17 protein-coding genes are annotated in these 24,277 nt (G+C 71.0%); 2 read left to right on the top strand and 15 right to left on the bottom strand.

Annotated elements, in window-relative coordinates; genetic code table 11:
* Nucleotides 1–297: 297 nt before the first annotated feature.
* Complete coding sequence (locus AC3ETA_RS07955; protein WP_432192092.1) at nt 298–1,686, top strand: OFA family MFS transporter; 1,389 nt, start codon at nt 298–300, stop codon at nt 1,684–1,686.
* Between the two features lies 1 nt (nt 1,687).
* Nucleotides 1,688–3,076: an OFA family MFS transporter gene (locus AC3ETA_RS07960; protein WP_432192093.1), complete on the top strand. Its 1,389-nt coding sequence runs from the start codon at nt 1,688–1,690 to the stop codon at nt 3,074–3,076.
* A 65-nt stretch (nt 3,077–3,141) separates the two neighbouring features.
* On the opposite strand, the gene AC3ETA_RS07965 is transcribed toward AC3ETA_RS07960, so the two are convergent.
* From AC3ETA_RS07965 to AC3ETA_RS08035, 15 genes are all read right to left on the bottom strand, one after another.
* The gene (locus tag AC3ETA_RS07965) at nt 3,142–4,173 is read right to left on the bottom strand and encodes a sugar phosphate isomerase/epimerase family protein (protein WP_432192094.1); all 1,032 of its coding nucleotides are present in this window, start codon (nt 4,171–4,173) and stop codon (nt 3,142–3,144) included.
* A gap of 46 nt (nt 4,174–4,219) precedes the next feature.
* Nucleotides 4,220–5,692, bottom strand: a complete 1,473-nt coding sequence (locus AC3ETA_RS07970) for an alkaline phosphatase family protein (RefSeq protein ID WP_432192095.1) — start codon at nt 5,690–5,692, stop codon at nt 4,220–4,222.
* A complete protein-coding gene (gene eboE, locus AC3ETA_RS07975; RefSeq protein WP_432192096.1) occupies nt 5,689–6,858 on the bottom strand; it encodes a metabolite traffic protein EboE in 1,170 nt (389 codons plus the stop codon). The genes AC3ETA_RS07970 and eboE overlap by 4 nt, the downstream gene beginning before the upstream one ends.
* Nucleotides 6,859–6,861: 3 nt before the next feature.
* Nucleotides 6,862–7,782, bottom strand: coding sequence for a TatD family hydrolase (locus tag AC3ETA_RS07980; protein WP_432192097.1), 921 nt, complete (start codon nt 7,780–7,782; stop codon nt 6,862–6,864).
* Nucleotides 7,782–8,603: an EboA domain-containing protein gene (locus AC3ETA_RS07985; protein WP_432192098.1), complete on the bottom strand. Its 822-nt coding sequence runs from the start codon at nt 8,601–8,603 to the stop codon at nt 7,782–7,784. The genes AC3ETA_RS07980 and AC3ETA_RS07985 overlap by 1 nt, the downstream gene beginning before the upstream one ends.
* Entirely contained in the window at nt 8,600–9,607 is a 1,008-nt protein-coding gene (locus AC3ETA_RS07990) for a sugar phosphate isomerase/epimerase family protein (protein ID WP_432192326.1), read from the bottom strand. The genes AC3ETA_RS07985 and AC3ETA_RS07990 overlap by 4 nt, the downstream gene beginning before the upstream one ends.
* Nucleotides 9,608–9,723: 116 nt before the next feature.
* On the bottom strand, nt 9,724–10,770 hold the full coding sequence (locus tag AC3ETA_RS07995; RefSeq protein WP_432192099.1) for an SCO3242 family prenyltransferase: 1,047 nt from the start codon (nt 10,768–10,770) through the stop codon (nt 9,724–9,726).
* Entirely contained in the window at nt 10,767–12,026 is a 1,260-nt protein-coding gene (locus AC3ETA_RS08000) for an inositol-3-phosphate synthase (RefSeq protein ID WP_432192100.1), read from the bottom strand. Before AC3ETA_RS08000 ends, AC3ETA_RS07995 begins: the two co-directional genes overlap by 4 nt.
* An 84-nt stretch (nt 12,027–12,110) precedes the next feature.
* Nucleotides 12,111–15,833: a ThuA domain-containing protein gene (locus tag AC3ETA_RS08005; RefSeq protein WP_432192101.1), complete on the bottom strand. Its 3,723-nt coding sequence runs from the start codon at nt 15,831–15,833 to the stop codon at nt 12,111–12,113.
* Between the two features lie 303 nt (nt 15,834–16,136).
* Nucleotides 16,137–17,135 carry a sugar phosphate isomerase/epimerase family protein gene (locus AC3ETA_RS08010; protein WP_432192102.1) on the bottom strand — a complete coding sequence of 333 codons (999 nt, stop codon included), beginning with the start codon at nt 17,133–17,135 and terminating at the stop codon, nt 16,137–16,139.
* Nucleotides 17,136–17,171: 36 nt separating this feature from the next.
* On the bottom strand, nt 17,172–18,428 hold the full coding sequence (locus AC3ETA_RS08015) for a Gfo/Idh/MocA family protein (RefSeq protein ID WP_432192103.1): 1,257 nt from the start codon (nt 18,426–18,428) through the stop codon (nt 17,172–17,174).
* 688 nt (nt 18,429–19,116) lie between these two features.
* A complete protein-coding gene (locus AC3ETA_RS08020) occupies nt 19,117–20,154 on the bottom strand; it encodes a substrate-binding domain-containing protein (protein ID WP_432192104.1) in 1,038 nt (345 codons plus the stop codon).
* A 48-nt stretch (nt 20,155–20,202) separates the two neighbouring features.
* Entirely contained in the window at nt 20,203–21,222 is a 1,020-nt protein-coding gene (locus AC3ETA_RS08025; RefSeq protein ID WP_432192105.1) for an ABC transporter permease, read from the bottom strand.
* Nucleotides 21,219–22,739, bottom strand: coding sequence for a sugar ABC transporter ATP-binding protein (locus AC3ETA_RS08030; protein WP_432192106.1), 1,521 nt, complete (start codon nt 22,737–22,739; stop codon nt 21,219–21,221). Before AC3ETA_RS08030 ends, AC3ETA_RS08025 begins: the two co-directional genes overlap by 4 nt.
* A 179-nt stretch (nt 22,740–22,918) precedes the next feature.
* Complete coding sequence (locus AC3ETA_RS08035) at nt 22,919–24,100, bottom strand: ROK family protein (protein WP_432192327.1); 1,182 nt, start codon at nt 24,098–24,100, stop codon at nt 22,919–22,921.
* Between the last annotated feature and the right edge of the window lie 177 nt (nt 24,101–24,277).

Consider the following 24,277-nt stretch of genomic DNA (forward strand, 5'->3'; position numbering starts at 1 on the left):
GGCCATGGTCGGCGGGTACAGGACCGTGGCCTTTCGGACGCCGTCATCCCTCTTGCTTTCCCTGAAGGGGGAAAACACACCCCCCCCCCCCCCCCTCCCCCCCCCCCCCCCCCCCCCCCCCCCCCCCCCCCCCCCCCCCCCCCCCCCCCCCTCTCCCCCCCCCCCCTCCCCCCCCCCCCCCCCCCCCCCCCCCCCCCCCCCCCCCCCCCCCCCCCCCCCCCCGGGACCCGCGCGCGCACGAAAGGCATTGGACAGGGGGCGCTGGCCAGAACTTTCGACGCAAGGGGTGCAATGAACGTGACCACTACTGACGTTACGCGAGTCGCCGCCTATCGGGAGGTGACCGACAAGAACGGACGCGTCTACCGCGTCGGCGAGACAGACGTCGACATCATGGGACGCAAGCGCAAGTGGATGGTGATCCTGCCCTGGGTCGGCATGATGGGCATCTCCTCCGCCGAATACGCGTTCGCGTCCGCCGAGGACACGCTCCACACCGCGCACCACTGGGCCAGTGCGCACATCTTCTGGATGATGACGGTCTGGGTGTTCTTCCAGGCCGCGGTGGCCTTCCCCGCGGGCAAGCTGCGCGAGTCCGGCAAGCTGCCGGCCCGTTTCGCGATGATGCTCGGTGCAGCGGGCACCTTCCTGGGCTACCTCTCGCTGGCCTACGCACCACATGTCGTGGTCGCCTACATCGGCTTCAGCATGTTCAGCGGCATGGGCGCCGGCATGGTCTACGCCACCTGCGTCAACATGGTCGGCAAGTGGTATCCGGAGCGCAAGGGCGGCAAGACCGGCTTCGTCAACGGCGGTTTCGCCTACGGTTCGGTGCCCTTCGTCTTCCTCTTCACCGGCTACATGGACCTGACCAACTTCCGCTGGGTGCTGGTCTCGGTCGGTGTCCTCCTCGCCCTGATGGTGGGGGCGGCCGGCTTCTTCTTCAAGGACCCGCCGAAGAACTGGTGGCCTGCGGACGTCGACCCGCTCAACCCTCCGAAGGACCCGCGCGCGGCCCGCTCGCTGCGGATGAACCCGCCCGCGGTGCGCCAGTACACCCCGATGGAGGCCTGGAAGACCGGCCGGGTCGCGCTGATGTGGTTCTGCCTGGCGTGCACGTCCGGCGTGAACATCTTCGGCATCGCGTTCCAGGTGGACATCGGCGAGGAGGCCGGCTTCGCGGGCGGCATCGTCGCCACGGCCATGTCGCTGAAGGCCGTCGTCAACGGCACCGGCCGCGGCGTGATCGGCTGGCTGTCCGACCTGTACGGCCGCAAGCGGTGCCTGCTCGCCGTCTGCGTCATCCTGGGCCTCGCCCAGTACGGCATCCTCTGGTCGGCCGAGAGCAAGCACCTGACGTTCTTCCTGATCTTCTCGGCGATCTCCGGCTTCGGCGGCGGCGCCATCTTCCCGATGTTCGCGGCTCTCACCGCCGACTACTTCGGTGAGAACAACAACGCGTCCAACTACGGCATGGTCTACAGCGCCAAGCTGGTCTCCGGTCTCGGCGCGGGCATGGGCGCCGTGGTCGTCAGCGCCTGGGGGCACTCCGGCGCCTTCATCCTGGCCGGCTCCATCTCGCTGTTCGCCGGCTGCATGGCCCTGTTCCTCACTCCCCCGGGACGCGACAAGAACACGCGCGGTATCGCACCCAATCCCCAACCTCTCGGCGAGGACATGGCCTGACATGACGGCAGATCCGTACGCAGCAAACGGCTCGTCCGCACCATCCGACGCCGCACACCGTCCCTACCGCGAGGTGACCGACTCACGAGGTCGCGTCTACCGCGTCGGCGAGACCGACCGCGACATCCTCGGCCACTCCCGCAAGATCATGGTGTATCTCCCGTGGATCGCCATGATGGCCATCAGCGTCTTCGAATACGCGTACGGCTCCGCGGAGGACACCCTGTCCCACGCGCACGGCTGGACGCAGAGCAACACCTTCTGGATCCTGAGCGTGTGGGTGTTCTTCCAGGCCGGCATCGCCTTCCCCGCGGGCTGGCTCCGCGAGAAGGGCATCCTGACGGCCCGCTCCGCCATGTACATCGGCTCCGGCATGTGTCTGCTGGGATTCCTCGCCCTGTCGCACATGGACAACGTCTGGCTGGCGATCCTCGGCTTCGGCGTCATCGGCGGCATCGGCGCGGGCCTGGTCTACGCGACCTGCATCAACATGGTCGGCAAGTGGTTCCCCGAGCGGCGCGGCGCCCGGACCGGGTTCGTCAACGGCGGGTTCGCGTACGGATCGCTGCCGTTCATCTTCATCTTCAACTACGGGTTCGACACCGCGAACTACCACCGGGTGCTGGACCTCGTCGGCTGCTACATCATGATCGTCGTGTTCGGATGCGCGTTCTTCTTCAAGGACCCGCCGAAGAACTGGTGGCCCGCGGACATCGATCCCCTGTCGTACGCGGGCAGCGAGAAGAGCGCGACGAGCCTGGCCAAGAACCCTCCGGCGGTGAGGCAGTACACGCCGCGGGAGGCCATCAAAACGGGCATGCTGCCACTGATGTGGCTGTCCGTGGTGCTGACCGCCGGGGTGTCGATCTTCGGTATCTCCTTCCAGGTCGACTACGCCAAGGAGGTGGGCTTCGGCCCGCTGGTCGCGGCGTCGTCGATGGGCGTGATGGCGGTCATCAACGGCATCGGCCGCGGTGTCGTGGGCTGGCTGTCGGACCGGTGGGGCCGTAAGCCGACCCTGGTGTTCGTGATCGTCGTGCTGGGTCTCGCCCAGTTCGGCGTGATCTGGGCCGGAGACCTCAGGAGCGAGTGGCTGTTCCTGTTCTTCGCGTTCCTCTCCGGATTCGGCGGCGGCGCCTTCTACCCCTTGTTCGCGGCGCTCACCCCGGACTACTTCGGGGAGAACTTCAACGCGACCAACTACGGTCTCGTCTACAGCGGCAAGCTGATCAGCGGCCTGTTCGGCGGCGGTCTGGGCGCCATGGTCGTCGCGGCCTGGGGCTACGACGGCGCCTACGCGCTGGCCGGCGGCGTGTCGATCGTGGCGGCGGCCATCGCACTGCTGCTGCGCCAGCCGGGGCGCACGGTGGTGCCGAGTCCCGCACGCTGACGAGTCGTTCACATGAGGAGGCCCTCCCCGACTCCGGGGAGGGCCTCCTCATCGTGGTACGGCCGTCAGCACTTCTCCCGCAGCGAGTGCAGGTGCTCGCTGGAGCGGCGGGCGAACGTGAAGGACTCGGTCGGGTTGTCGTGCTCCGCCTGCCAGTGGTGGTCGGTGTGCCGGCCGCGCAGCCGGGTCACGGCGGAGATGAACTTCTTGTAGTCGATGTCGCCGTCGCCGACGTCGACCATGCGGTAGCCGTACGTGTCGGACGGGTCGCTCACCCCGTCCTTCACGTGGAAGAGCGGGTAGCGGTGTGGATGCCTCAGGACGTAGTTCAGCGGCTCGAAGGGGGCGGGTGAGCCGTCGGGGCGCCTGGAGAAGCGGAACTGGCCCGAGTAGGCCCAGTAGATGTCCATCTCCAGGAAGACGAGGTCGGGGTCGGTCTCGGCGAGCAGCACATCGTAGAGACGGACCTTGGGGTTGTCGGTGGCGAAGGAGAACTCCTCGGAGTGGTTGTGCTGGTAGAACTTCATGCCGCGCGCCCTGGCCGCCGCACCGTAGGTGTTGAACTCCTCGGCGGCGCGCTTCCAGGCGTCGACGGTGGAGCCGTAGCGGAACGGCCCGGACGCGGTGCCTATGTGCTTCAGGCCGAGGGCCTGGGCGTCGTCCAGGACCTTGGTGAGGTTCTGGGCGAAGGTGTACGCGTTCGGGTCGGCGGAGTAGTAGCCGACGTGGCTGCCGATCGGGTTCAGGCCGTGGTTCCTGGCCAGCCGCTTGAGCTGGGCGAGGGTGATCGGGCCGGCCGAGCCCTGGGTGTATCCGGCGAACTCCACCTCGTCGTAGCCGTACTTCTCCAGTTCGGCGAAGACGGGCGCGAAGCCGAGGGTGGAGACCTTGTCCCGCAGACTGTAGAGCTGGATGCCGAGGCGCCCGGGCGGCAGGACGGGACGGCCGCGGCCGCCGCCGTGGGAGGCCGCGGCGGTGGCGGGGGTGGTGGCCGCACCCACCAGAGCGGCGGCCGTGGCGCCCGCCGCCACGCCGAGCATGCCTCGTCTGCTGAGTCGGTGGGTGAGTTCGGGGTCCGTCTGGGAAAAGCGGCTCATGCCTGGAACTCCTTGTGATCGAAGGCCGTTGTCAGTGGTGAGTGCTTCACTGGTGATCAGTCGGAAGTGACGGGCCGGTGAGACCGGCGAGTTGGAGCAGGAGTGACTTCACGTCGGTGGCCGCGACACGGTCGCCGACAGCGCGGGGGGTGGAGCAGATGAGGAGCGGACCGTCGTCGTCGCTCGTGGGAAGGCGGCCGTGGCTGCCGCGAATAGGTGACGGATCCAGGGGCACGACCGCCATGCGGTAGCGCATGCCGAGTTTCTTGCGGGCGAGCGCGGTCGCGGCCTTGACCTTGACGTAGGGGTCGAGGGGATCCATGAAGAGTTCGACCGGGTCGTAGCCGGGTTTGCGGTGGATCTCGACCAGTCGCGCGAAGTCGGGAGCGCGTGCGTCGTCGAGCCAGTAGTAGTACGTGAACCAGGCGTCCGGCTCCGCCACGGCGATCAGTTCGCCGGAGCGCGGATGGTCGAGATGGTGGGTCTTCTTGCCCTCGTCGTCGAGGAGTTGCTCGATACCGGGCAGTCCGTCGAGCGCTTCCCTGGTCGCGTCGAGGTCTTCCGGCCGGCGCACGTAGACGTGGGCGATCTGGTGGTCGGCGACGGCGAAGGCGCGTGACGCCATCGGGTCGAGGTACTCCATGCCGTCCTGCGTGTGCACTTCCAGCAGTCCGGCGCGCCGCAGGGCCCGGTTGATGTCGACCGGCCGGTCCGCGCGGGTGATGCCGTACTCGGACAGCGCCACCACGGTACGGCCCTCTGCCCGCGCGTCGTCCAGGAGCGGGGCCATGGCCGCGTCGAGGTCGGCGGCGGCCTTGAGCGAGCGCGGGTCGTCGGGGCCGAAGCGCTGCAAGTCGTAGTCGAGATGCGGGAGGTAACAGAGTGTCAGGTCGGGGTGCCGGGTGCGGATGATGTGGCGGGTGGCGTCGATGATCCAGCGGCTGGAGGCGAGGTCCGCGCCGGGGCCCCAGAAGTGGAAGAGCGGGAAGGTGCCCAGCTTCTCGGTGAGTTCGTCGTGCAGGGCGGGTGGCCGGGTGTAGCAGTCGGGTTCCTTGCGGCCGTCGGAGTAGTAGATCGGACGGGGGGTGACAGTGATGTCGGTGTCGGCGCCCATGGCGTACCACCAGCAGATGTTGGCGACGCTGTAGCCGGGGTGGGCACGCCGGGCGGCGTCCCAGAGCTTGTCGCCGGTGACCAGGCCGTTGTGCTGGCGCCACAGGAGTACGTCGCCGAGGTCGCGGAAGTACCAGCCGTTGCCGACGATGCCGTGCTCCGACGGATGGGTGCCGGTGAGGAACGTGGACTGGGCGGCGCAGGTGACGGCGGGCAGGACGGTGCCGAGGGACGCCTGTGAGCCGGACTCGGCGAGCGTCTTGAGGCGGGGCATGTGGTCGAGGAGACGGGGGGTGAGGCCGACGACGTCCAGGACAAGGAGGGGGGTGGGTCGGCCGGTGACGGTGGCGCCCGTGCCGGTTGCGCCGCGGGTCGCCGGGGCTGCCGGTTCCGGTGGCTCGATCATGGCAGCTCCTTGAGGCCGAGGTCGGTCAGCAGGTCGCGGGCGAGGGTGAGTTCGGCAGCGATGCCCTCGGCCAGCTGGCTTCGGGCGCGGGGGCGCAGCTCGGCCGGGAGGGCCTGCCAGGTGTAGGTCTCGACCTCCAGGTGCCGGGTGAGCGGGTGCGGGCCGCCGACCAGCCGGGCCAGGGCGCCCTTGAGGACGTCGAGCGTGGAGGTGAGGGGCGCGGCGGGGGCCGCGTGGAGCGGGACGTGGAAGTGGGCGCGCCATGGGGAGGCGTCGGGGAGTGTCTCGCCGTCGAGGGCCTGGCCGAGGTCGTCGGTGCCGCGCAGGCCGGCGGCGGTGGCGGTGCGGGTCTGGTGCAGGAAGCGGGGTTCGTCGAAGGCGGCGAGGGCCTCGCGGACCTCGGGGAGGTGCGGGTGCTCGGCGTGCAGTGCGGCCGACAGCTGGGACTTGACGACGGGGACGCCGGCTTCGGTGAGCGCGTCCAGGGCAGGCAGCGGATCTTCGAAGGAGGTGGCGAGGTGACAGGTGTCGACACAGATACCGATGCGGTCGTGTCCGATCGCGGCGATCGGGGCGAGGGCGTCGCCGGTGGTCTCGACGATGCAGCCGGGCTCGGGTTCGAGGCCGACGCGGATGTCGCGGCCGGTCAGCTCCGCGAGGGCGTCGAGGCGTTCGGCGAGGGTGCGCAGGGCGACGCGGGCCGTGCCGGCGCGGTGGTCGTCGTAGGCGGTGCGCCAGGCGAGGGGCAGGGTGGAGATGCTGCCCTCGGTGACGTCGTCCGGGAGGAGACCGGCGAGGACCCGGGCCAGGGCGGTGGTGTGTTCGAGGCGTTCGGGGTCGGCCCAGTCCGGCTTGTAGACGCGGTACTTGACCTCTTCGGCGCCGAATCCTTCGTACGGGAAGCCGTTGAGGGTGACGACCTCGAGACCGCGCCGGTCGAGTTCGGTGCGCAGGCCGCGCAGGGCGGACGGGTCGGTGACGAGGGCGTGAGCGGCGTCCTTGGCGAGCCACAGGCCGATGCCGAGGCGGTCACGGCCGAGCCGCCGGCGGACGGGCTCGCAGTGGTCACGGAGTTGGGCGAGGACGCCGTCGAGGGTCTCGGCCGGGTGCACGTTGGTGCAGTAGGCGAGGTGGACGGTGGAGCCGTCGGGGTGGCGGAAACGCACGGCTCACGCTCCCGGGGCCGGCGCCGCGGGATCGTCCCCCTGTCCCGGCGCTCTGCCCGGCCCTTTGTCGAGGTCCTTCGGGGCGCCACGGAGGATGGAGTTGCCCTCGTGGGTCGCGTCCGGGGCGGCGACGTCGAGGGCAAGGCGGCCGCTGAGTCCGTAGAAGGCGACGGGGTTGCGCCACAGAACCCGGTCGACGTCGTCCTCGTCGAAGCCTTCCGCGAGCATCAGGTCGGCGACCTTGCGGGTCTTCAGGGGGTCGCTCCTGCCCCAGTCGGCGGCGGAGTTCACCAGCACCTGCTCGGGCCCGTACTCGCGCAGGATCGCGACCATCCGTTCCTCGTCCATCTTGGTGTCGGGATAGACGGAGAAGCCGAGCCAGCACCCGCTGTCCTTGGCTTCCTTGACGGTGGTCTCGTTGAGGTGGTCGACCAGGACGTGGTCCGCGGGCAGGGCGGACTCCCGGACGACGTCGAGGGTGCGGCGCAGGCCCGCCAGCTTGTCGCGGTGCGGGGTGTGGACGAGCGCCGGCAGTTCGTGGGCGGCGGCGAGCTGGAGCTGGGTGGCGAGGGCGGTGTCCTCGGCGGGGGTCATCGAGTCGTAGCCGATCTCACCGACGGCGACGACCTGGTCCTTGACGAGATAGCGGGGCAGTTCGTCGAGGACGGGGACGCAGCGCGGGTCGTTCGCCTCCTTGGGGTTGAGGGCGAGCGTGCAGTGGTGGGCGATGCCGTGCTGTGCGGCGCGGAAGGGCTCCCAGCCGAGGAGGGAGTCGAAGTAGTCGAGGAAGGAGGCGGGAGAGGTGCGGGGCTGGCCGAGCCAGAAGGAGGGCTCGACGACGGCACGGACGCCGGCGGCGTGCATCGCCTCGTAGTCGTCGGTCGTGCGCGACGTCATGTGGATGTGGGGGTCGAAGAGGCGCATCAGGACTCCTTGCCGTCGGTGCCGCGGCTGCCGCGCTGGGCGGCGGGCGCGGGTGGGGTGGCCGTGGGGTCGGTCAAGGTCAGGACGCGGTACAGGTCTTCGGGCACGGAGCGGCCCGCGGCGGTGCGTTCGGCGGCGTAGTCGCCGAGCATGCGGGCGAGTTCGGCGTCGCGGTGCGCGCGGCGGTCCAGGTCGGCCACGGTCTCGACGTGGACGCCGGTGAACAGGCACTTCAGGACGGCGTGCCGCCATTGGTGGGAGTCCAGGTGCCGGGCGGCGTACGGGCCGACGGCGGCGGCGAGGAGCCGGGTGTCGTTGGTGCGCAGGGCGTCCTCGACGAGCGGGAGGGCCTGCGGGCCGGAGACGAGGTGGGGCAATGCTTGCAGGACGGCGCGGCGTTCGGCTCCGGTGCCCTGGAAGTAGACCCGGCTGAGGGCGTCGGTGTCGGCGCGGGCCGCGTGCAGGATGAGGACGCGGGCGGCGTCGGCGTGGTCCGGGCCGCAGCGCCGGCCGGCCTCGGCGATGCGCAGCTCCCACACGGAGATGGGGCCGTGGGTGCCGGGGTTGGCGGCGGCCTCTTCGATGGCTCGGTGGAGCCAGCTGCGGGCGGCGGCGTGGAGGCGGGCGGCGAGGTGGGCGCGTAGTTCGGTGGGCGGGGTGAGGGCGAGGGGTTTGTCGTCCTCGGGGGCTGCCTGCGGCTCGGCTTCCGTGTGGCGCCGCCCGGTGTCCGAGGGACCTTCGCCGTCCGCCTGTCTCTCGGCGGGCGGCCGGCCCTCGGTGTCCGCGTCCGGGGTGGCCGGGCTGGTGCGGGGGTGGGTCATGCGGTGCTCCCTTCGGGGGTGGCGGAGGGATCGCCATGAGATGGGACGAGTACGGGTGTGCTGGTGGCCGCGGCCTCGGCGCTGCGGAGGAACGGGAGGGAGTGCTCGGCGAAGTGGGGGCCCGCGTGGGAGTGGCGGGGCAGTTCGACGACGGTGAGGCCCTGGTAGCCGGTGGCGGCGAGGGCGGCGAGGACGGGTGGGAAGTCGATCTCGCCGTCCCCGAAAGGGAGGTGTTCATGGATGCCGCGGCGCATGTCCTCGATCTGGACGTGGCGCAGATAAGGGGCGGCGGCTCGTATGCAGTCGGCCGGGGAGAGGGGTTCGAGGCACTGGCAGTGGCCGATGTCGAGGGTGAGCCCGAGGTGTTCCGGGTCGCCGAGTGTGCGGCGGAGCCGGTCGAAGTCGGCGAGGCTCCCGAGGAGGTGACCGGGCTCGGGTTCGACGGCGAGGGGGACGCCGGCGGTGGTGGCGGCCTCCAGGACCGGGGTGAGTGCGTCGGTCAGGTGCTGCCAGGCGGTGTTCGGGTCCGTTCCCGGCGGGGTGATGCCACTGAAGCAGTGCACGGCGTGGGCGCCGAGGTCGGCGGCAACCCGGACGGCACGGATCAGCAGGTCGACGCGGCGGGCTCGGTCGTCCGGGTCGGGGTCCAGCAGGGAGGGGCCGTGCTTGCGGCGCGGGTCGAGCACATAGCGGGCGCCCGTCTCCACCGTGACCTCCAGACCGAGCGCGTCCAGCCGCTGTGCGAGGCGGTGGGTGCGGGCGGCCAGGTCCGGGGCGAGCGGGTCCAGATGCATGTGGTCGAGGGTCAGGCCGACGCCGTCGTAGCCGAGGTCGGCGAGCAGGGCGAGGGCGTCGTCGAGGCGGAGGTCGGCAAGGCCGTTGGTGCCGTAGCCGAAGCGGAGGGGGGTCACGGCCGGTGCCTGGGCGACGGGGGCGGGGGCGAGGGCGGGGGCGGTTTCGGCGCTGGTGACAGCGCCCTTGTCCGTGCCAGCACCCGTGCCCATGTCAGCACCCGTGCCCATGTCAGTGCCCGTGCCGGTGCCGGTGCCGGTGCCCTGATAGTCGCCGTCGGCTCGCGCATCCGCCTCGGCAGAGGCACCCGGCACGCTCGTCGTCCGGCTCATGTGACGCTCACCTTCCTTCCGAACCGTCGGCCGAGCGGGGCGAGTCCCGCGATGAGCAGGGCGGTGAGGCCGGCTCCGGAGCGGGCGGACAGTGCGGCCTGGAGCGGGATCGTGGCCCGGATGCCGCCCCCGACGGCTCGTTGGGTGAGCGGAGGTGAGGGGTTGAGGGTGGCGTGGAAGTAGGGGCGGGCGGCGGTCGCGGCGTAGGCGGCGGTGAGGGCCGTGGTCAGGGCTCGGGCGGACGACCGGGCGGAGTCGGCGGACCGGCTCGGGGTGGTCCGCCGGGCGTGGTCGGGCCCGGGTCGTCCGCGGCCGGCGGCGGACTCGGCGGTGGCAGGAAGGAGGCCCGAGGTGACCTGCCGGCTGGGGGCGGTCGTCTCCCCAGGGGCGCCGTCCAGCCCCGTGCCCGAGGGGTTGTCCGGCGGGAAGCCGGCCGGGCGGTGGGCCAGCAGGCGGCTCAGCAGGGCCGTCGCCGTCAGGGCCGCGAGCGGTGCCAGGGGTGAGCCGCCCTTCGTCTCCTGGCGGGACACCATGGTGACCGCGAGGGTGTGGGTGCCGAGCAGGGCCGCTGACGGGAGTGCCGCGCGGGTGCGGCCCGTGGTGGCCGCGGCGCCGAGGAGGAGGTCCAGGGCACGTGCCGTGGCCATGGCTGCGGGGCCGCACGGGGTGTGCTTGAGGGCGAGGTCGTAGGCCCAGACGGTGGCCGCGAGGGGCACGGCGATCGTGAGAGCGGGGCGGCCGGCGCGAGCGGCGAGGGTCACGCCGGCACCGGTCAGGGCACAGGCCGCGGTGAAGGCGGCTGCGGGGTGGACACGGCCGGAAGGGAGGGGGCGGTGGGGGCGCTCGGCGGCGTCCTCGGCGCGGTCCGCCCAGTCGTTGAGGGCCATGCCGGCCTCGTAGAGACAGAGGGAGGAACCGATGGCGAGCAGGGTCCGGGAGTTGGGCCGGGCCCCTGCGGCGGCGGCACCGCTGAGGGCGTCGCCGGGGACGGTGAACAGGGCGGGCAGCCGGAGCAGTTCGGCCCAGGCGCGGCTACGGCTCACGAGCGGTCCCCGGCAGCGGGCTCACGCGGATCGGCGTCACGGACGGCAGGCGCCTCCGTGGACTCGCGATGACCAGCGCCCCGGACGGCATCCTCACCCCCAGCCCTCGCCCCCGCCACGCCCGACGCACCCCCCGCCGTCCGAAGCCGAACCCCCAACCCCACCAACCCCACGTACTGCTCCCCCAGGCTCGACGGGCCCTCCCCCACCGGATCCTTGAAGTAGAAGCCCAGTTCGGAGAGAGGGCCGGTCAGACCCGCTTGGTGGGCTCGGGAGGTGAGGCGGGCCAGGTCCAGTACCAGGGGGGCCGCGAGGGCCGAGTCGCAGCCCTGCCAGATGGTCTGGAGGATCATCCGGGTGCCGAGGAAGCCGTCGAAGGCGATGTGGTCCCAGGCGGTCTTCCAGTCGCCGAGCGCGGGGACGTCGTCGATGTGGACCTCGCCCTCGGGGACGGTGCCGAGGGTGTCGGCGAGGACGCGTTCCTTGCCGGCGTTCTTCGCCGCCGCCGCGGCCGGGTCGGCGAGGGCCGCGCCGTCGCCGCCACCGAGAAGGTTCGTGCCGGACCAGGCCCGCACGTTCAGCGCCCGCTGCGCGAACATCGGGCCCAGGACGGCCCGCAGCAGTGTCTGTCCGGTCTTGCCGTCCCGGCCGGCGTACGGCAGCCCGCTCCGCTCGGCCTCTCGCGCGGCGACGGGGTGGTGCATGCCCTCGGAGGGCGTGAAGTTGACGTAGGGGCAGCCCGCGCGCAGGGCCGCCAGCGCGTACAGGGTGCTGGCGGGCAGCGGGGCGCCGGGCCCGGCGGACGCGGGTTCCGTCGAGGCGACGTTCACCACGACCGTCCGCTCCAGCTCATGGCGTTGCGCGAAGTCGCGTATGTCGTCGGCGAAGGACGTGATCAGCTCGGCCTCGCTGCGGGTGTCTCCGGGCGTGGGGCCGCCGGGCCTGATCTCGTGGTCGGCGGCGGCGAGTTCCGCGGCGACGGCGGTGGCGACGCCCGGCGGGAGGACGCCGCCTGCGGTCAGGGTCTCGGCGCGCTTGGGCAGGGGGCAGTCGAGGGTGTCGTGGCCGCCGAAGACGAGGTCGGACAGCGCGGGCAGGCCGCTGCCGGTGAACGCCGAGGTCTCGGTCACCATGCCGGTGGGCGGATGCAGCCCCGCGGTGATGGCGGCGCACCCCGTGACGACGGTGGTGGCGACGGAACCTCGGGCTCCGATCAGCCACACTCCCACACGCGGTCGGGAGAGGGACGCGGACATGGGCAGCCTCCTGGTCGTGCGCGAGCCTCAAGGGGAGGGGTGGAGACGGCGGGCGGGGGTCCGGCGTCCCCCGCCCGCCGCCGTTCAGTCGCCCTGGACGGGCAGTTCCTTCAACTGGATGTTGCGGAAGGAGACCTGGTCGTCGGCGCCGTGGTTCTGCAGGCCGATGTAGCCGTCGGTCAGGCTCCGCTCGGGGTCCGTGTTGGTGAAGTCGTTGATCTTGACTCCGTTGAGGAACACCTGGAGGCGTTCGCCGCGGACCTTGATCTCGTAGGAGTTCCACTGGCCGGGCGGCCGCAGAACCTGGTCACGGGCCTTGATGTTCGCCGACTTGAACGAGTAGACGGAGCCCGTGGTGCGGTCGGGCGCGTCCGTGGCGTCGATCTGGATCTCGTAGCCCTTGTTCACCGCGGACCACGGGTCGTCGGAGGCCGGGAAGCCCACGAAGATCCCGGAGTTGTCGTCGCCCTGCATCTTCCAGTCGAGCTTGAGGGAGTACGACTTCAGCTCCTTGGCCTGGTACCAGAGCAGGCCCATGCCGCCCTCGGTCTCCAGGGTGCCGTCCTTGACGTTGAACTTGCCGGGACCGGCCTGCTTCCAGCCCTCCAGGGTCTGGCCGTTGAAGATCTTCCGGTAGTCCTTGCTCGGCCTGCAGTCCGCCTTCACCTGGCCGGTGGCGTACTGGAGGCCGCCGAGCAGATGGGCCCGGAAGGCCTCGTCGGCGTAGGACTCCTTGGTGTGGCCGCCGCCGGTGTAGAAGGACCGGCCGCCGCCGTAGCTCTGGCACCAGGCGATCGGGTGGTCGCCCTTCATGTTCCCGCCCTGGTAGGTGGTCTCGTCCAGGGTGGCGAGGACCTTGGCCTGCTCACGCGGGTTGGTGCGGTAGTTGTACCACTCGTCGGTGCGCTCCCAGGCGTCGCCGAGGTGCGCGGTGGACGGGTGGTCGTGGTCCTCGACGCGGACCGTGGCCTTCTGGATCGCCGGGTGCGAGTCGAAGTAGGCGCCGACGAGGCCGCCGTAGAACGACCAGTCGTACTCGGTGTCGGCGGCCGCGTGGATGCCGATGTATCCGCCGCCGCCGGCCACGTAGTTCTCGAACGCCTTCTGCTGCTCGGCGTCGAGGACGTCACCGGTGGTGGACAGGAAGGCCACCGCGTCGTACTTGGCGAGGTTGGCGGTGGTGAACTGGCGGGCCTCCTCGGTCGCGTCGACCGTGATGCCGGCCGGGCCGCCGAGCTCCTTCAGGGCCGTGATGCCGGCCGGGATGGAGTCGTGCCGGAAGCCGGCGGTCCTGGAGAAGACCAGGACCTTCTTGCCGCCCTTGAACGGCGCCTTGGAGAACTCGAAGTCGTCCACGTCGTACAGCGCGCCCTCGCCGCCCTTGAAGACCAGGTAGACCTCCGTGGTCTTCTTCGGCAGCGCCCGCAATGGCACGTCGACGTCCTGGAAGGTCTCCCAGCCACCGGTCGGCGGGATGTACGCCGAGCCGTGCAGCCGTCCGTCGGGCGAGCCGGTGCGCACCTCGATGAAGCCGCCCGCACCGCCGGAGGAGGCCCGCACGGTCATCTTCTTCTGCCCGTCGAACCGGTAGGGCGTGAAGGCGATCCAGTCGCCGTCGTCGATGTTGCCGACGGTCTTGCCGCCGTTGGCACCGGTCTTGTCGATCACCGACACACCCGACTGGGTGGTGAAGTGCTCACCCTGGCGGTGCAGTGGCTGGAGCACGGCACGCGCGGTGCCAGTCAGCGCCTCCTGGCCGTTGGCCCCGCCGTCGGTGTAGCCGGCGCCGACGACGCCGTAGATGTTGGCGTTGGGGTCGTGACCGCCGTCACCGGCGGGCGGCGTCAGGGTGCCCTCGCAGCCCATCTCGCTGGTCAGCTCGTGGGCGTGGGAGTCGTGGCCGAGGCTGTAGGCGACCTTGACCTTGGAGCAGTCGATCGTCTCCTCGGGGTCGGTGACGGTCACCTTGAACGGGACGGGCTTGCCGAATTCGGCCAGCGCGCCGTTGCCCGGGATGTCGATCCGCACCTTCGGCTCGGTGTTGCCGACGACGATCCGGACGCTGGCGTTGCCGGTGTTGCCCTCGGGGTCCCGGGCGGTGAAGGTCGCGCTGTAGGTGCCGATTTTCTTGTACTTGTGGGTGGGGGTGAGGCCCTCGCCCTTGGTGCCGTCGCCGAAGTCCCAGCTGTAGGTGAGGTCGGTCGAGTCGGCGTCCTTGGCGGAGGCCGCGAACTTGACCTTCAGGCCGGCCGCGCCGGACGTCTTGTCGGCGCTCACCTCGGCGATCGGGGAGAAGCCGTCCTCGGCGTTCTCGATCCGGTACAGCGCGGAGTGCTCGTCGCCCTGGAACCAGGAGATGCCGTAGTCGAGGACGTAGAGCGCGCCGTCGGGGCCGAACTCCATGTCCATGATCTGGGTGCCGGTCCACGGGAAGTCGTTGATCTTCGCGACGGAGCCGTCGTCGTTCTGCTCGATCCGCTTGATCCAGCGCCGGCCGAACTCACCGGCGAAGAAGTCGCCGTCGTAGGACTCGGGGAACTTCACACTGGAGTCGAGGTCGGGGTCGTAGCGGTAGACCGGGCCGCCCATCGGGGACTCGGAGCCGGTGCCGAACTCGGGCACGGAGCCGCCGTCGTAGGGGATCCAGGCGGCCTGCGCGGGCGGCAGGTCGGTGAGGCCCGTGTTGTACGGCGAGGTGTTCTTCGGCGCGGCGCAGTCGAACTTCGCGCCGGAGGTGCCGGTGGCGAAGTCGTAGTCGACGTAGGCGTCGTTGTTGCCGGTGCAGAACGGCCAGCCGAAGTTCGCGGCCTCGGTGACCTTGGCGAACTCGACCTGTCCGGCCGGGCCGCGCGCCGGCGAAGCGGCGCCGGCGTCGGGGCCGTAGTCACCCACGTACACGATGCCGGTCTTGTCGTCGACGCTCATCCGGAACGGGTTGCGGAAGCCCATCGCGTAGATCTCGGGACGCGTCTTCTCGGTGCCCGGGGCGAAGAGGTTGCCCTCCGGGACGGTGTACGAGCCGTCCTCGGCGACCTTGATGCGCAGGATCTTGCCGCGCAGGTCGTTGGTGTTGCCGGAGCTGCGGCGCGCGTCGAAGGCGGGGTTGCGGCCCTCGCGGACGTCGATCGGCGTGTAGCCGTCGGAGGCGAAGGGGTTGGTGTCGTCGCCGGTCGACAGGTACAGGTTGCCGGCCGCGTCGAAGTCGATGTCGCCGCCGACGTGGCAGCAGGTGCCGCGGGAGGCCGCGACGTCGATGACCTTCTTCTCGCTGGCGAGGTTCAGCGTGCCGTTGGCGTTCAGGACGAAGCGGGAGAGGCGGTTGACGCCGTCGAACTTCTTGAAGTCGTCGGCGGTGCCGGTCTCCGGGGCGTCGCCCGCGGGGGTGTCCAGCGGCGGGGCGTAGTAGAGGTAGATCGCCCGGTTGTTCTTGAAGTCCGGGTCGATGCCGACGCCCTGGAGGCCCTCTTCGTCGTGGCTGTAGACGTCGAGCTTGCCGGCGACCTTGGTGACGCCGCCCTGGTCGGTGAGGCGCAGTGTGCCGTCGCGCGAGGTGTGCAGGACGCTGCGGTCCGGCAGCACGGCGAGCGACATCGGCTCGCCCATCTCGGGTTCGCCCTTGGCGAGCGGTACCTGCTGGAACTGGCCTTCGGCGGCCGCCGGTTCGTCGTGTTCGGGGTGGCCGGGGTGGGCGCCGGCGACGGTCGCCGGGGTGCCCACCGCGAGGAGCAGGCCGGTGAACAGGGCGACGGCGGTGCGAAGGCTCGGGCGCCTCGGGGTGCGGGTGCTTCGGGGTCTGGTTCTGTGCACGAAGTCCCTCCGGGAACGGGGTGTGCCGTACGGGGTGGGTGCGAAGACGTGCGGTGCGGGCGCCGGGGTGCGCCGTCACCCCGGAGGTGGTTGTGCCGTGAACACTTCCCTGTGTCCTGAACGCTTGTGCGTGCGTCCTGAACACTTCAGGGACGGTAACCGCGTACGTCCGGGGCGAACACCCCTTGCGTCAGGATCTGTTGAACTTTTTCCCATCGCAGGACAAAGCGGGATTCACGCAGGCCGGAGGGGGGACCGGCGGTGACTCCGGCCCCCGTCCCCGACCTGCGCCGGGTGCGTGGTTCAGCTGTTGAACGCGGCGTCGAAGGAGGCGCTCGGCGGCTCGAAGTCGAAGGCCCTCAGCCGCGTCAGCGCCTCGGGGGCGCCCTGGAGCCGGTCCATGCCGGCGTCCTCCCACTCCACGGAGACGGGCCCCTTGTAGTCGATGGAGCGCAGCATCCGGAAGACGTCCTCCCAGGGGACGTCGCCGTGCCCGGCCGAGACGAAGTCCCAGCCGCGGCGCGGGTCGCCCCACGGCAGGTGTGAGCCGAGGCGGCCGTTGCGGCCGTCGAGGCGCTTGCGGGCCTCCTTGCAGTCGACGTGGTAGATGCGGTCGCGGAAGTCCCACAGGAACCCGACCGGGTCGAGGTCCTGCCACACGAAGTGGGAGGGGTCGAAGTTGAGGCCGAAGGCGGGGCGGTGGCCGACGGCCTCCAGGGCGCGCCGGGTCGTCCAGTAGTCGTACGCGATCTCGCTCGGGTGGACCTCGTGCGCGAACCGCACGCCCTGAGCGTCGAAGACGTCCAGGATCGGGGTCCAGCGCTCGGCGAAGTCCTCGTAGCCGCGTTCGATCATCGACTCGGGCGCGGGCGGGAACATGGCGACGAGGTGCCAGATCGCGGAGCCGGTGAAGCCGATCACGGTGTCGACGCCGAAGGCGGCCGCGGCACGCGCGGTGTCCTTCATCCGGGCCGCGGCGCGCTGCCGGACCCCCTCCGGGTCCCCGTCGCCCCACACCTCGCCCGGCAGGATGGCCTGGTGGCGCTCGTCGATGATGGCGTCACAGACCGCCTGGCCGACCAGGTGGTTGGAGATCGCCCAGCACTTGAGCCCGTACTTGTCGAGCAGGGCCTTCCTGGAGTCGATGTACGACGGGTCCGCCAGGGCCTTGTCGACCTCGAAGTGGTCGCCCCAGCAGGCGAGTTCGAGCCCGTCGTAGCCGAAGTCGCGGGCGAGCCGGCAGACCTCCTCCAGCGGCAGGTCGGCCCACTGGCCGGTGAACAGTGTGAACGTACGCGGCATTGCGCGTCAGCCTCCTCAGGCCGCTGTCGGGGTGGTTCAGACGGCGATCGGCGTGTAGACGGAGTTCTTCTCGGCGCTCTCCTCCACCGCCGCGAGCACGCGCTGCACCTGGAGCCCGTCGGTGAAGGACGGCTGCGGCCGGCGGCCCTCGGCGACGGCGTGGACCAGGTCGCGGACCTGGTGGACGAAGGTGTGCTCGTAGCCGAGGCCGTGGCCCGGCGGCCACCAGGCGTCCAGGTAGGGGTGGTCGGGTTCGGTGACGAGGATGCGGCGGAAGCCGGCGTGCGCGCCCGGTTCCCTGCCGTCGTGGTAGGAGAGCTCGTTGAGCCGCTCCAGGTCGAACGCGATCGAGCCGAGCTCCCCGTTGAGCTCGATGCGCAGCGCGTTCTTGCGGCCGGTGGCGTAGCGGGTGGCCTCGAAGGAGGCGAGGGCGCCGGACGGGAAGCGGCCGGTGAACACGGCGGCGTCGTCGACGGTGACCTGGCCGGTCCCGTTCGCGGAGACGGCCGACAGGCCGCTGGTGGGTCCGCCGGGCAGCGGCCGTTCCTTGACGAAGGTCTCCGTCATCGCGGACACCCCGCCGAGCTGCTCCCCCACCAGGTACTGGGCCAGGTCGATGATGTGCGCGCCCAGGTCGCCGAGCGCGCCCGAACCGGCCAGCTCCTTGCGCAGCCGCCAGGTCAGCGGGAACTCCGGGTCCACCAGCCAGTCCTGGAGGTACGTCACCCGTACGTGGCGCAGGGTGCCGAGGCGGCCCTCGGCGACCATGCTGCGGGCCAGCGCGGTGGCGGGCACCCGGCGGTAGTTGAAGCCGACCATCGCCAACTGGCCGCGGCCGTGCGCCTCTTCGGCAGCCGCGGCCATCGCCTCGGCCTCCTCGACGGTGTTCGCGAGGGGCTTCTCGCACAGGACGTGCTTGCCCGCGGCCAGTGCGGCGAGGGCGATCTCGGCGTGGCTGTCACCCGGGGTGCAGATGTCGACGAGGTCGATGTCGTCGCGTGCGATCAGCGCACGCCAGTCGGTCTCCGCCGACGCCCAGCCGTGGCGTTCCGCGGCCGCGTGCACGGCCGTGGCGTCCCGTCCGCAGATCGCGGTCATGACCGGGGTGCGAGGGAGGTCGAAGACACGGCCCGCGGTGCGCCAGCCCTGCGAGTGGGCGGCGCCCATGAAGGCGTAGCCGACCATGCCGACGCGCAGCGGTGGCTTGCGTGTCCCCGTGACCGGCACTCCCGCCTCGCTGGCCGTGGCCCGTGCCTCCGCCTCGGCCTCTTCGGGCTGCTGCGGCTGTCCCATGCGATGGTCCTCCTCGTCGTCGTGCCGCGGTGGGGGGTTTCGGGGCGTCCTGCGGAATCGTGCCGCCGCCTCCGGACCTCGGCGGAACCGAGGCCGGGGCCGGAACCGAAGCCGGGGCCGGAACCGAAGCCGGGGCCAGGGCCGGAACCGGAACCGAAGCCAGGACCGGAACCGAAGCCAGGACCGGAGCCGGAACCGAAGTCAGGACCGGAGCCGGAATCGAAGCCGGAACCGAAGTCAGGACCGGAGCCGGAATCGAAGCCGGAGCCAGAGCCGGAATCGGAGCCAGAGCCGAAGCCGGAACCGGAATCAAAACCGGAGCCAGGACCGGAACCGAAGTCGGAACCGGAAACGGAGCCAGGACCAGAGCCGGAACCGGAATCGGAGCCAGAGCCAGGGCCAGAGCCGAAATCGGAACAGGAGCCAGGGCTAGAGCCGAAGCCGAAGCCGAAGCCGGAGCCAGAGCCGGAATCGGAATCAGGCGGACGCCCGCCGCTCCGCGCCGAACGGCCCGCCGGGCCCCGGCCGTCCCGGCTCCCCGGACCCGGTCGCCGCCCCCGTGCCCCGGCGCCCTCGGGCCCCGGGCGGTCGGCCCGCGTCCCGGCACCGCGGCCCGGGCCGGCCCGCTCCGCCGGACGCTCCCGGCCCTGCCCGACAGGCCCCTCGGCCACGTCGGGCAGGGTGCGCCTCACTTGAAGCCGGTGGACATGTACTGGTCGACGTTCCCCTTGTCGACGACCGCCGAGTACAGCGTGATCGAGGCGGGGATCTCGAACTCGGCCATGCCGCCGACGCCCTTGCCCTGGCCCAGCGCGCGGGCCAGGTCGATGGCGGACGCGGCCATGGTCGGCGGGTACAGGACCGTGGCCTTCAGGACGCCGTCGTCCTGCTTGATGGCCTGGAAGGCGGACAGCGCGCCCGCGCCTCCGACCATCAGGAAGTCGTCGCGCCCGGCCTGCTCGATGGCGCGCAGGGCGCCCACGCCCTGGTCGTCGTCGTGGTTCCACAGGGCGTCGAACTTCGACTGGGCCTGGAGCAGCTGCGCCATCTTGGCCTGGCCGGACTCGACCGTGAACTCGGCGGCCTGGCGGGCCACCTTCTTGATGTTCGGGTAGTTCTTCAGCGCGTCGTCGAAGCCCTGGGTGCGCTGCTTGGTCAGCTCCAGGTTGTCCAGTCCGGCGAGCTCGATGACCTTGGCGTCCGCCTTGTCCTTGAGCTTCTCGCCGATGTAGTGGCCGGCGTTGAGGCCCATGCCGTAGTTGTCGCCGCCGATCCAGCAGCGGTACGCCTGCGGGGTGTTGAAGATCCGGTCGAGATTGATGACCGGGATGTTGGCGCGCATCGCCTTCAGACCGACCTGCGTGAGCGCCTTGCCGTCGGCGGGCAGCACCACCAGGACGTCGACCTTCTTGTTGATCAGCGTCTCGATCTGGCCGATCTGCGCGGCGGTGTCGTTGGAGCCCTCGGTGATCTCCAGGGTGACGTCGGAGTACTTCTTCGCCCGGCTCTTGGCGTTGTCGTTGATCGCGTTGAGCCAGCCGTGGTCGGCCTGCGGACCGGCGAAGCCGATCGTGACCTCCTTGCCGGGCTTGTCGTCGGCGGCCGGCTGGTCGTTCGCGGCCGGCTCGTCGCCGGACTCGTTGCTCGTGCAACCCGTGAGGAGGGCGCCGGCACCTATGGCGGCGGTCCCGAACAGCAGCCCTCTGCGACTGGTGAGCTCTGGCATGGCGGTGAACCCTTTCCTCAGGTCGTGCTCGGGGTGGCGGTACGACCCTCAGGTCGTGCTTGCGGTACGGCGCTGGACCAGCACGGCGGCGACGATGATCGCGCCCTTGGCGATCTGCTGGACGTCGCTCTGCAGGTTGTTCAGGGCGAAGATGTTGGTGATCGTGGTGAAGATCAGGACGCCGAGCACGGAGCCGACGATGGTGCCGCGGCCCCCGGTGAGCAGGGTGCCGCCGATGATCGCGGCCGCGATGGCGTCGAGTTCGTAGAGGTTGCCGTTGGTGTTCTGGCCTGAGCCGGACAGAATGATCAGCAGGAAGGCCGCGATGCCGCAGCACAGTCCGGACAGCAGGTAGAGGTAGAGCCGCTGGCGGCGGACGTCGATGCCGGCCAGGCGGGCCGCCTCCGCGTTGCCGCCGACGGCGACCGAGCGCCGTCCGAAGGTCGTGCGGTTCAGCACGAGCCAGCCGATGATCGTCACGACCGCGAACACCATGACGAGCGGCGGGATGCCGAGGACGTACGCGTCGCGCTCACCGAGGTCGAGCACCGAGGGGATCGTGACGATCTGCGTCTTGCCGTCGGTGATCTGGAGGGCCAGGCCGCGGGCGGAGGCCAGCATGGCCAGCGTCGCGATGAACGGGACCATCGCGCCGTACGCGATCAGCACTCCGTTGACCAGCCCGCATCCCACGCCGACGATCACCGCGGTGAAGAGGATGCCGGCGAAGCCGTACTCCTGGGTCGCGACCGTCGTCGCCCACACCGAGGCCAGCGCGACGATCGCGCCGACGGAGAGGTCGATGCCGCCGGAGATGATGACGAAGGTCATGCCGACGGTGACGACACCGATCACGGAGGCCTGGGTGAGGACCAGTTGGAGGTTGCGGGTGTCCAGGAACTCGTCCGGCTTGGTGATGCCGCCGATGACGATCAGCGCGGCGAGGACGCCGAGCAGGGAGAGCGTGCGCACGTCGGCGTGGGCCATCAGGCCGCGCCAGGCGGGCGGTCCGTCGGCCGACCGCACCTTGCCGGTGCTGTCCCGCGGCGGGGAGGCGTGCTGCGTCATGACGCCGGGCTTCCTTCCATGACGAGGTCGAGTACGCGGTGTTCGTCGAGTTCACGCGCGGGTGCCGTGTGCACGACACGGCCCTCGCGCAGCACCAGGACGCGGTCGGCGAGGCCCAGTACCTCGGGCACCTCGCTGGAGACCAGCAGCACGCCGAGGCCTTCGTCGGCCAGCCGCCGCACGACCGCGTACAGTTCGGCCCGCGCGCCGACGTCGACGCCGCGGGTGGGTTCGTCGAGCAGCAGGACACGGCAGCCGCGCAGCAGCCAGCGGGCCAGGACGGCCTTCTGCTGGTTGCCGCCGGAGAGCGTGCGCACCGGCACCGACGGGTTGTCGGGCCGCAGCGACAGCTCCCGGGTCGCTGCGCGCGCCGCGCCGAGTTCGGCGGCGCGGTCGATCCAACCGCCGCGTGCGAAGCGGGACATGGAGGACACCGACACATTGCGGGTGACGGACTCCAGCATCAGCAGCGCCTGCGCCTTGCGTTCCTCGGGGGCGAGCCCGAGGCCCGCGCGCACGGCGGCGCGCACGCTGCCGGGCTTCAGCGCCTGCCCACCGACGAGGACCTGACCGGCGCTGGGTTTGCGGGCGCCGTAGATCGTCTCCAGGATCTCGGAGCGTCCCGAGCCCACGAGGCCGGCGAGGCCGACGATCTCCCCGGGCCGCACAGTCAGGTCCAGGGACTCGAACTCGCCGTCCCGGGCGAGTCCGCGGACCTCCAGCAGCGGCTCGCCGCCGGTGGCGTCCTTGGCGGGCCGCTCGGGGAAGACGTACTCGACGTTGCGTCCCGTCATCATCGCCACGACGTCACGCGTCGGTGTCGTCTTGGCCGGGAGCCCGCCGGCCACGGCCCGCCCGTCCTTCAGGACGGTCACCCGGTCGCCGATCCGGCGGATCTCCTCCAGGCGGTGCGAGATGTAGACGACGGCGACTCCGGCGCCGGTGAGGTCGCCGACGATGCGGAAGAGGTTGTCGACCTCGTCCGGGTCGAGGGCCGCGGACGGCTCGTCCATCACGATCAGCCGGACGTCGTGGGAGAGCGCCCGCGCCATGGAGACGATCTGCTGCTGGGCCGCCGACAGCTCCCCGACCAGCCGCCCCGGGTCGATCTCGGGGTGCCCAAGTCGCTTGAGAAGCTGGGCGGTTGACGACCGTGCGGCCTTGCCGCGGACGACGAATCCGGCGGCGGTGGGTTCGTGGCCGAGGTGGACGTTCTCGGCGACCGACAGGTGCTCGACGAGGTCGAGTTCCTGGTAGATGGTGGCGATGCCGAGGCGCATCGCGGCGATCGGCGAGCGGAGGGTGACCTCCTCGCCGCGCCAGCGGATGGTGCCGGTGTCGGGCTGGTGGGCGCCGGCCAGCACCTTGATGAGGGTGGACTTGCCGGCGCCGTTCTGGCCGAGCAGGCAGTGCACTTCACCGGCCTGGACGTCGAGGTCGACGCCGTCGAGGGCGCGGACTCCGGGGAACGACTTGGTGATGCCGTTCATGCTGAGCAGCGATGGTTCTGGTGCCATGAGGTCCCCTTGGCGGGCGTGCGGGCCGGTTTCAGGGCGGGGCGAGGCAGAGCAGGGCAAGGCAGGGCAGGGCTGAGCGCTGTGCGAGGTGTCGTGTCGGTGAGCCGTGCAGTGTGCGGTGAGCCGTGCGGTGTGCGGTGAGCCGTGCGGTGTGCGGTGAGCCGCGCGGAGCGAGTGGCTTACGCGGGTGAGAACAGGTGGTCGCTGATGAGCCGGGCCGCGCCGATGACTCCGGCGGTGGGGCCCAACTCCCCCAGCACGATGGGGAGGTTGCCGGTCGCAAGCGGCAGCGACTGGCGGTAGACCTGGGTGCGGATCGCGGCGAGCAGGTTGTGGCCGAGGCCGGTCACCCCGCCGCCGATCACCACCAGGCCGGGGTTGAAGAAGCTGACGAGTCCGGCGATGACCTGGCCGACGCGGTTGCCGCCCTCGCGGATCAGGTCGAGCGCGGTGGCGTCGCCGGCGGCGGCCGCGGCGGCCACGTCGACGGCGGTCAGGGTGCCGTTCGCCTCAAGCCGCGAGGCGAGTTCCTCCGACAGTCCCTGCTGGGCCGCCTCCAGGGCGTCCCGGGCGAGGGCCGCCCCGCTGAAGTGGGCCTCCAGGCAGCCCCGGTTGCCGCAGGCGCAGGGGCGGCCGTCGGGCACGGCCTGGATGTGCCCGATGTCGCCCGCGCTGCCGGTGACACCGCGGTGGACGTCACCGCCCGCGACGATGCCGCAGCCGATGCCGGTGCCGATCTTGACGCAGAGGAAGTCGCCCACGGAACGTGCGACGCCCGCGTGCTGCTCCCCCATGGCCATGAGGTTCACGTCGTTGTCGACCATCACCGGGCAGCCGAGTTCCTGGCTGAGCGCCTCCCGCACGGGGAAGCCGTCCCAGCCCGGCATGATCGGCGGAGCCACCGGGACGCCCTCGGGGAAGCGGACCGGTCCCGGGACGCCGATGCCGGCGCCGTCGAAGCCTTCCGCGAGCCCGGAGGCCCTCAGCTTGGCGGCCATGGACAGGACTTGCTCGAAGACCGCGACAGGGCCCTCGCGTACGTCCATGGGCTGGTTGAGGTGTCCGAGGATCTCCAGCTCGGGGTTGGTGACGGCGACGTCGACCGAAGTCGCGCCGATGTCGACGCCGAGGAAGCGCAGATCGGGGTTGAGCCGGATGTTGTGCGACCTGCGGCCACCGCGTGAGGCGGCGAGTCCGTCGGCCACGGCCAGTCCCGTCTCCAGCAGGCGGTCCACCTCGACGGCCAGCTTGGACCGTGAGAGATCGATCTGATCGCCCAGCTGGGCCCGGGAGTTGGGCCCGCCGTCGCGCAGCAGCCTGAGCAGCTTGGCCTGATGACCGTTAGCGGGTCGCGCCGTCATACGTCTCACGAGCCCCTCCCCGCCTCAATCGGCCTGAGCGCGCCGGGTTTCGGCCACCTGTCCGTGACCTGCTTTCGAGGGGAACGTAGCAGTGGCCGCCGGGACTGGGAAGAACTTGAGCAGAGATTGCCGTCAACTTTCTCCACTCACAGGACAAAGAAAGGCCACAGGGCACGA

The sequence above is a fragment of the Streptomyces sp. bgisy027 genome, from assembly GCF_057710365.1.